The organism is Klebsiella sp. C349492 (assembly GCF_042055345.1).
Lineage (GTDB): Bacteria > Pseudomonadota > Gammaproteobacteria > Enterobacterales > Enterobacteriaceae > Klebsiella > Klebsiella scottii.
On sequence record NZ_JANQCE010000046.1, the window covers coordinates 1 to 255 of the forward strand.

1 protein-coding gene is annotated in these 255 nt (G+C 58.0%); it reads left to right on the top strand.

What is annotated here, in order from left to right:
- Positions 1-255 (top strand): hypothetical protein (locus tag NWP14_RS27910; RefSeq protein WP_375216328.1); only part of this gene is annotated, 255 nt, incomplete at both ends.

Sequence of the window (255 nt, forward strand, 5' to 3'; positions counted from 1 at the left end):
GAATGGATGCTGCGAACCTTCCTGCTGGCTGGCAAGCCGGTACCCTCGGCAGCGCTATGGCATATGGCCGACACCCTGCGCGCGCTGGCTTACAATCCTGATGGATCAGTGTGGAGTATGGACTGGAAGGAGCCTGTAGGTGAGCTGTCTTATGCGCCGGCGATTGCGTACATGTTTGCCGATCCACGCCAGGACTATATCGACACGCTTTTGCACCGGCTGGAAATTTTTGCCGGACAGCAGGACGACACCACC